The 6279-nt window shown below is 30.4% G+C and carries 6 protein-coding genes; 2 read left to right on the top strand and 4 right to left on the bottom strand.

The annotated features are described in order from the left end of the window. The first annotated feature begins 23 nt into the window (after positions 1 to 23). On the top strand, positions 24 to 1016 hold the full coding sequence (locus Q0352_RS09170; RefSeq protein WP_299526915.1) for an FAD:protein FMN transferase: 993 nt from the start codon (positions 24 to 26) through the stop codon (positions 1014 to 1016). Between the two features lies 1 nt (position 1017). Here the strand turns inward: Q0352_RS09170 and Q0352_RS09165 are convergent, their stop codons facing one another. Continuing rightward, positions 1018 to 1782: a class I SAM-dependent methyltransferase gene (locus Q0352_RS09165; protein ID WP_299526913.1), complete on the bottom strand. Its 765-nt coding sequence runs from the start codon at positions 1780 to 1782 to the stop codon at positions 1018 to 1020. A gap of 24 nt (positions 1783 to 1806) precedes the next feature. Further along, on the bottom strand, positions 1807 to 2610 hold the full coding sequence (map, locus tag Q0352_RS09160) for a type I methionyl aminopeptidase (RefSeq protein WP_299526911.1): 804 nt from the start codon (positions 2608 to 2610) through the stop codon (positions 1807 to 1809). A 164-nt stretch (positions 2611 to 2774) separates the two neighbouring features. Here map and Q0352_RS09155 point away from each other — a divergent pair, with 164 nt between their 5' ends. Beyond that, a complete protein-coding gene (locus Q0352_RS09155) occupies positions 2775 to 4043 on the top strand; it encodes an acetyl-CoA hydrolase/transferase C-terminal domain-containing protein (RefSeq protein ID WP_299526909.1) in 1269 nt (422 codons plus the stop codon). A 78-nt stretch (positions 4044 to 4121) separates the two neighbouring features. Here Q0352_RS09155 and Q0352_RS09150 read toward each other — a convergent pair whose 3' ends face one another. Both Q0352_RS09150 and gpmI read right to left on the bottom strand, forming a co-directional pair. Next, positions 4122 to 4649 carry a thioredoxin family protein gene (locus Q0352_RS09150; RefSeq protein ID WP_299526907.1) on the bottom strand — a complete coding sequence of 176 codons (528 nt, stop codon included), beginning with the start codon at positions 4647 to 4649 and terminating at the stop codon, positions 4122 to 4124. A 39-nt stretch (positions 4650 to 4688) separates the two neighbouring features. Continuing rightward, on the bottom strand, positions 4689 to 6206 hold the full coding sequence (gene gpmI / locus Q0352_RS09145) for a 2,3-bisphosphoglycerate-independent phosphoglycerate mutase (RefSeq protein ID WP_299526905.1): 1518 nt from the start codon (positions 6204 to 6206) through the stop codon (positions 4689 to 4691). Positions 6207 to 6279 lie beyond the last annotated feature (73 nt).

Here is a 6279-nt window from a genome sequence, read left to right as displayed (position 1 = left end):
TTCTTTAAGAAAAATTTGTAAAAATGAATATACTAAAAAATTATATATTTTTGTTAATATTTGTAGGATTTATTTCTTGCAATAAAGAAGCTAAGTTAAAAATTATTGAAGGAAATGCCATTGGGACAACGTTTTCGATCCGTTATTTAGATATTAGTAATTTAAAATTCGAGACTAAAATTGATAGTTTAATTTTAGCAGTTAACAAATCTGTTTCTACATACATTCCAACATCTGATATTTCAAAAATTAATAAAGGAGATTCAACAGTATTGGTAGATCATTTTTTTGAAGAAATTTTTTTAAAATCAGAAAAAATTCACGTTGAGACAAATGGAGCATTTGATCCAACAATTGGTATTTTAGTTAATGCTTGGGGTTTTGGACCTGAAAAATCCATTAAAAATTTAGATTCAATTAAAATTAATGAATTATTAAATTTCGTTGGTTTTAGTAAGGTGAAACTTGAAGATAAAAAAATAACTAAATTATATTCTGAAATATATTTTGATTTTAATGCCATTGCAAAAGGGTATTTAGTTGATGTTGTTGGACGGCTTTTTGAGCAACATAATATTGAAAACTATATGGTTGAAATTGGAGGGGAAATCAGAGCGAAAGGTTTAAACGAACATGGAGAATTTTGGAGAATAGCTATTGAAAATCCAAATGAAGATGGAAGTCGTTCTTTTGCAACCACTATTCAGCTTAAAAATGAATCTATGGCAACATCAGGTAATTACAGAAAATATAGAACTACAACTGATGGTACCAAATATGTTCATACCATAAATACAAAAACGGGTTATGCAACCGCAAGTAATTTGTTGAGTGCTTCTGTTATTTCAAAATCTGATTGTGCTGATGTTGATGCTTATGCAACTGCTTTTATGGCAATGGGTTTAGAAAAAGCCAAAGAATTTTTGAATAATCATAATGAGTTAAAAGCCTTTTTAATTTATGCAGATGAAAATGGAGAAATAAAAACTTTTAAGTCTGCTAATTTTGAGGATTAATTTATTTAGAACAAACAGGTAAAATTTCGCCTTTTACAAGGCAATATCTTTGCATTAATTCCTCTGAAATGGTTTTAGAATAATCTATTTCATTTACTTTAAATCCTGCGTTCCGTAAGCGAGCGAAATAATCTCTTCCATAAATACGCACATGGTCATATTGTCCAAAATGTTTTTTACGTTCTTCTTTCGATTTAATTGAAAAATCTTCATAGGTGTTTTCTAAACTCAAGTCTTGTGGAATTTGAAAAATGCCCAATCCATTAGGTTTTAAAACTCTAAATAATTCACTCATTGCTTTTTTATCATCTTCAATATGTTCTAAAACATGGTTAGAAAAAACGATGTCAAATGAGTTTTCTTCAAAAGGTAAATCACAAATGTCAGCTTTAACATCAGCAATTGGTGAATATAAATCGGCAGTTGTGTAGTCTAAATTTTCTTGTTTTTTAAATAGTTTTAAAAAGCATTGTTCGGGAGCAATATGTAGTACTTTTTTAGGCGCTGTGAAAAAATTAGTTTCATTTTTTAAATACAACCAAAGTAATCTGTGACGTTCTAATGAAAATGTACTAGGAGATAATGCATTTGAACGTTGAACACCATAACCATAGGGTAAAAATTTACGAAAACTTTTTCCATCTATGGGATCTGTATAAGTGGTTCCTTTTAAAAAGATTGCAATAATAGGTCTAACCAAATAACTAACTTTTATTAGAATAGGTCGTGGAATGGTATTTAATATGAATTTAAAGATTCGTTTCAATTTTTGAAATTTCTTTAAGTATTATTATTGTCTAAACTCATCTTCTTCATTACTTTCAATCCCTAAGGCTTCATATATAAACTTAAACGTAGAAAGCAATTCGGGTTTTCCGTTTATAATTGCAACATCATGTTCAAAATGCGCACTAGGTTTCCCATCTTTTGTTAAGATTGTCCAGCCATCTTCTAATTGTTTAATTTTATGGGTTCCCATATTTACCATTGGCTCAATAGCAACAACCATACCTTCAATAAATTTTTTACCTCTACCTCTTTTTCCGTAGTTTGGCATTTCTGGGTCTTCGTGCATTGTTTTTCCTAAACCGTGACCAACGAGTTCACGTACAATTCCATAACCGTGTTTTTCACAATGTTGTTGAATGGCAAAACCTACATCGCCAACTCTGTTTCCTGCTTTAAATTCGCGAATACCTGCATACAAACTTTCTTTAGTAATTTGTAATAATTTTTTTGTTTCTAGAGCTACATTTCCAACTTCAAATGTATAAGCGTGATCTCCATAAAACCCATTTTTTAATGCACCGCAATCAATGGAAATAATATCACCATCAATCAAAGGTTTATTATTAGGAATTCCATGTACAATTTGAGCATTAGGGCTCATACATAAGCTGTTTGGGAAATCATACAATCCTAAAAATCCAGGTATTGCATGATGATCTCTTATAAATTCTTCTGCTAATTTATCTAAATATAAAGTAGTAACTCCAGGTTTTACCTCTTTAGCAAGGATTCCTAAAGTTTTGGATACAATTAAAGCACTTTCGCGCATTAATTCTATTTCTTCACGAGTTTTAATTACTATCATTTAATCATAAAAATTGTTTTGCAAAGGTAAATCAAAAAAAAAGAATATGAGAATATTCAGTATAGTATAAATATTTTGAATAAAATGTAAAAAAGATGATATTTGACAGTGTTATTTTATTAAATCCTTAGTATTTTTGTTGTATAACAGTTAATAACTTAATTATGTATAAAGCAGTAACAGCAGAAGATGCTGTAAAAGTAATTAAATCGGGAGATAGAGTTTATATTCAAGCAGCAGCCTCGGCTTCTCAAATATTAATTAATGCCATGTCTGCAAGACATGAAGAATTAAGAGGTGTTGAAGTTTGCCATTTGCATATTGAAGGCGATGCACCTTATGCCAATCCAATTTATAAAGATAGTTTTCATGTAAATTCACTTTTTATAGGTAAAAATGTACGTCATACTTTAAAAGCAGGAAATGGATCCTATACGCCAGTTTTTTTAAGTGAAGTGCCAAATTTATTCAAAAAAAATGTTTTACCTGTTGATGTTGCTTTAATACAAGTTTCAACACCAGATAAACACGGTTATTGCTCGTTAGGTGTTTCTGTTGAAGCAATTTTAGCTGTAATTGCAAATGCAAAACATGTAATTGCACATATTAATGATCAAATGCCAAGAGTACATGGAGAAGGTTTAATTCATATTTCTGAATTAGATATTTTTGTTGAAGAAAGTGCTCCACTTCATGAATTTGCAGTTTCTGAACCAACTGAAACTGAAAGTATTATTGGTGACCATGTTGCAGGGTTAATTGAAGATAGAAGTACGTTACAAATGGGTATTGGTTCTATCCCAAATGCGGTATTATCTCGTTTAGGAAATCATAAAGATTTAGGATTACACACCGAAATGTTTTCTGATGGAGTTATTGATTTAATTTTGAAAGATGTAATTAACGGTAATTACAAAGGAATAAATGCAGGTAGAGCTTTAACAACATTTTTAGGTGGTTCTAAACGTTTATATGATTATGTAGATGATAATCCATTTATTGAAATGCGTTCTTGTGATTATACTAATAATGTTGCAAATATTAGACAAAACCCTAGAATGGTAGCGATTAATTCAGCGATTCAGGTAGATTTAACTGGGCAAGTTTGTGCGGATTCTATTGGACCAAATATATTCTCTGGTGTTGGCGGACAAATGGATTTTATTAGAGGAGCTTCATTAAGTGAAGGAGGAAAGGCAATAATTGCATTGCCGTCGCAAACAAATAAAGGGATAAGTAGAATTGTTCCTTTTTTAAATAAAGGCGCCGGAGTTGTTACAACAAGATCACACGTACATTATATAGTTACTGAGTATGGTGTTGCCAACTTATATGGGAAAACAATTGATCAGCGTGTTGCAGAATTAATAAAAATTTCTCATCCTGATCATAGAGAAAGAATGGATAGAGAATATTATGAAGCAACAAGTTAATAGAACTTTTAAATTCAATTAATAAAAAAAGCCGATAATCATTTTTTGATTATCGGCTTTTATTTTTAGCTAAGAATATTATTCTTCGTATGAATGTTTGTATGGTTCTCCACTTACAATTTTTAGAATATCAGCTTCAACGCTTTCTCTTGGATATTCAACAAAACGTCCAATTTCAATTCCGTTTTTGTAAAATATAAAAGTTGGAACTCTTTCTATGTTAAAACCTTCTTGTAGGTTATCAGGTGTTGCTTTACTTCTATTTACAGCAACTAATTTTAAGTTATTATAATCGAATTCAGCTTCATCTAAAATTTTATAGAAAACAGGAGTTTGTTCTTGACTATCGCCACACCAAGTTCCCATAAATGCCTTAATTATAACTTCTTTTAAAAGAGGTTGAAGTTTATCAATAATCTCTTCATCAGAAGTGTATTCTTCATAATTATAGGTATACCATTCGTTAAAAGGTTCTTTAAGAAAGTTGTCTTTGTTGGCTATACCAACTAAATTTCCAGCTTCATCTAAAACCGCATTTGCTTCTTTCTTTTGAGCCGCACAACTAATAGTCACAAAAACTAAAAAAAGTAATAATAATTTTTTCATATAATTAAATTTAATAATGTGAGAATAAAATTACAAAAATTACACCAATGAAAAACGATTCATTGCATTTGGTTGTTCAACTCCCATTAATTTTAAAATAGTAGGTGCGATATCTCCTAAAACACCATCTTTAATATTTTTAATATCGTTATCAACTATAATAAAAGGTACAGGATTTGTTGTGTGTGCTGTATTTGGCGTCCCATCAGGATTTATCATTGTTTCGCAGTTACCGTGATCTGCAATTATGATTGTTGTATAGTCATTTTTAGTTGCAGCTGTTACTACATCTTCAACACATTTATCAACCGTTTCGCACGCTTTTATTGCAGCTTCCATAACACCAGTGTGCCCAACCATATCTCCATTGGCGAAGTTTAAACATACAAAATCGACTTCTTTTTTATTTAATTCTGGAATAATGGCATCTCTAATTTCAAAAGCACTCATTTCTGGTTGTAAATCATACGTTGCAACTTTTGGAGAAGGACATAATAACCTTTTTTCACCTTTAAATTCTTGTTCTCTTCCACCAGAAAAGAAAAAAGTAACGTGTGGATATTTTTCTGTTTCAGCAATTCTAATTTGTTTTTTGCCTGCTTTTTCTAATACTTCACCCAATGTTTCTTCTAAATTATCGGTATTATAAATAACATTGATATTTTTGAAAGTTTCATCATAATTGGTCATTGTAGTATAATGCAAAGGCATTGTTTTCATTCCAAATTCAGGAAAATCTTTTTGAGTTAAAACTTCCGTAAGTTCTCTTCCTCTATCTGTTCTATAATTAAAGAAAATAACAACATCATCAGCTTTTATTTGTGCTTTTGGTGTTCCATTTTCATCAGTCATAATAACAGGTTTGATAAATTCGTCGGTAACATTATTAGCATAACTTTGTTTAATACTTTCAAGTGCATTTGTAGATTTATCTCCTGTTGCATTTACCAAAGCATCATAGGCTATTTTAACACGTTCCCAACGCTTATCTCTATCCATAGCAAAGTAACGACCAGTAATTGAAGCCAATTCACCAGTTGTTTTTGCCATATGTTCTTGAACTTCATTAATAAAGCCTGCTCCTGATTTTGGATCACAATCTCTACCATCTGTAAAAGCATGCAAATACACATTTTTAGCATTATTTTCAGCTGCAACATCTAATAATCCTTTTAAATGATTAATGTGTGAGTGAATTCCACCATCAGAAACCAATCCTAATAAATGAATATTTTTATTATTTTCTTTAGCGTAATTAAGGGTGTCTAATAAAACTTTTTCTGTTCCCAGCGTTTTATTTTTAACTGCCATATTAATTCTAACAAGGTTTTGATACACAATTCTACCTGCACCTAAATTCATATGACCAACTTCACTATTTCCCATTTGGCCTTCCGGTAAACCAACGTGTTCACCATCGGTTCTTAAACTTGCGTTTGCATATTTGTTATATAAGCTATCTATGTAAGAAGTTTTTGCATTATAAATTGCTGAAACTTTTGGATCTTGAGTAATTCCCCAACCATCTAAAATCATTAAAATCACTTTCTTATTCATTCTAAATTCTTTTTAATTTTATGAATGCCAAATATACGAAGTATTCAACTTAACACCTTTACAATTAGGTCTT

Origin of the sequence: uncultured Lutibacter sp. (assembly GCF_937891065.1) — a bacterium.
Taxonomy (GTDB): Bacteria; Bacteroidota; Bacteroidia; order Flavobacteriales; family Flavobacteriaceae; genus Lutibacter.
Note: the sequence above shows the minus strand (reverse complement) of the source record. Positions and strands in the feature narration are given on the sequence as shown.

Coding starts and splice junctions, on each gene's coding strand:
- Q0352_RS09150 (WP_299526907.1), bottom strand. CDS start 4,649: ATGAAAAAATTATTATTACTTTTTTTAGTTTTTGTGACTATTAGTTGT.
- Q0352_RS09170 (WP_299526915.1), top strand. CDS start 24: ATGAATATACTAAAAAATTATATATTTTTGTTAATATTTGTAGGATTT.
- gpmI (WP_299526905.1), bottom strand. CDS start 6,206: ATGAATAAGAAAGTGATTTTAATGATTTTAGATGGTTGGGGAATTACT.
- map (WP_299526911.1), bottom strand. CDS start 2,610: ATGATAGTAATTAAAACTCGTGAAGAAATAGAATTAATGCGCGAAAGT.
- Q0352_RS09155 (WP_299526909.1), top strand. CDS start 2,775: ATGTATAAAGCAGTAACAGCAGAAGATGCTGTAAAAGTAATTAAATCG.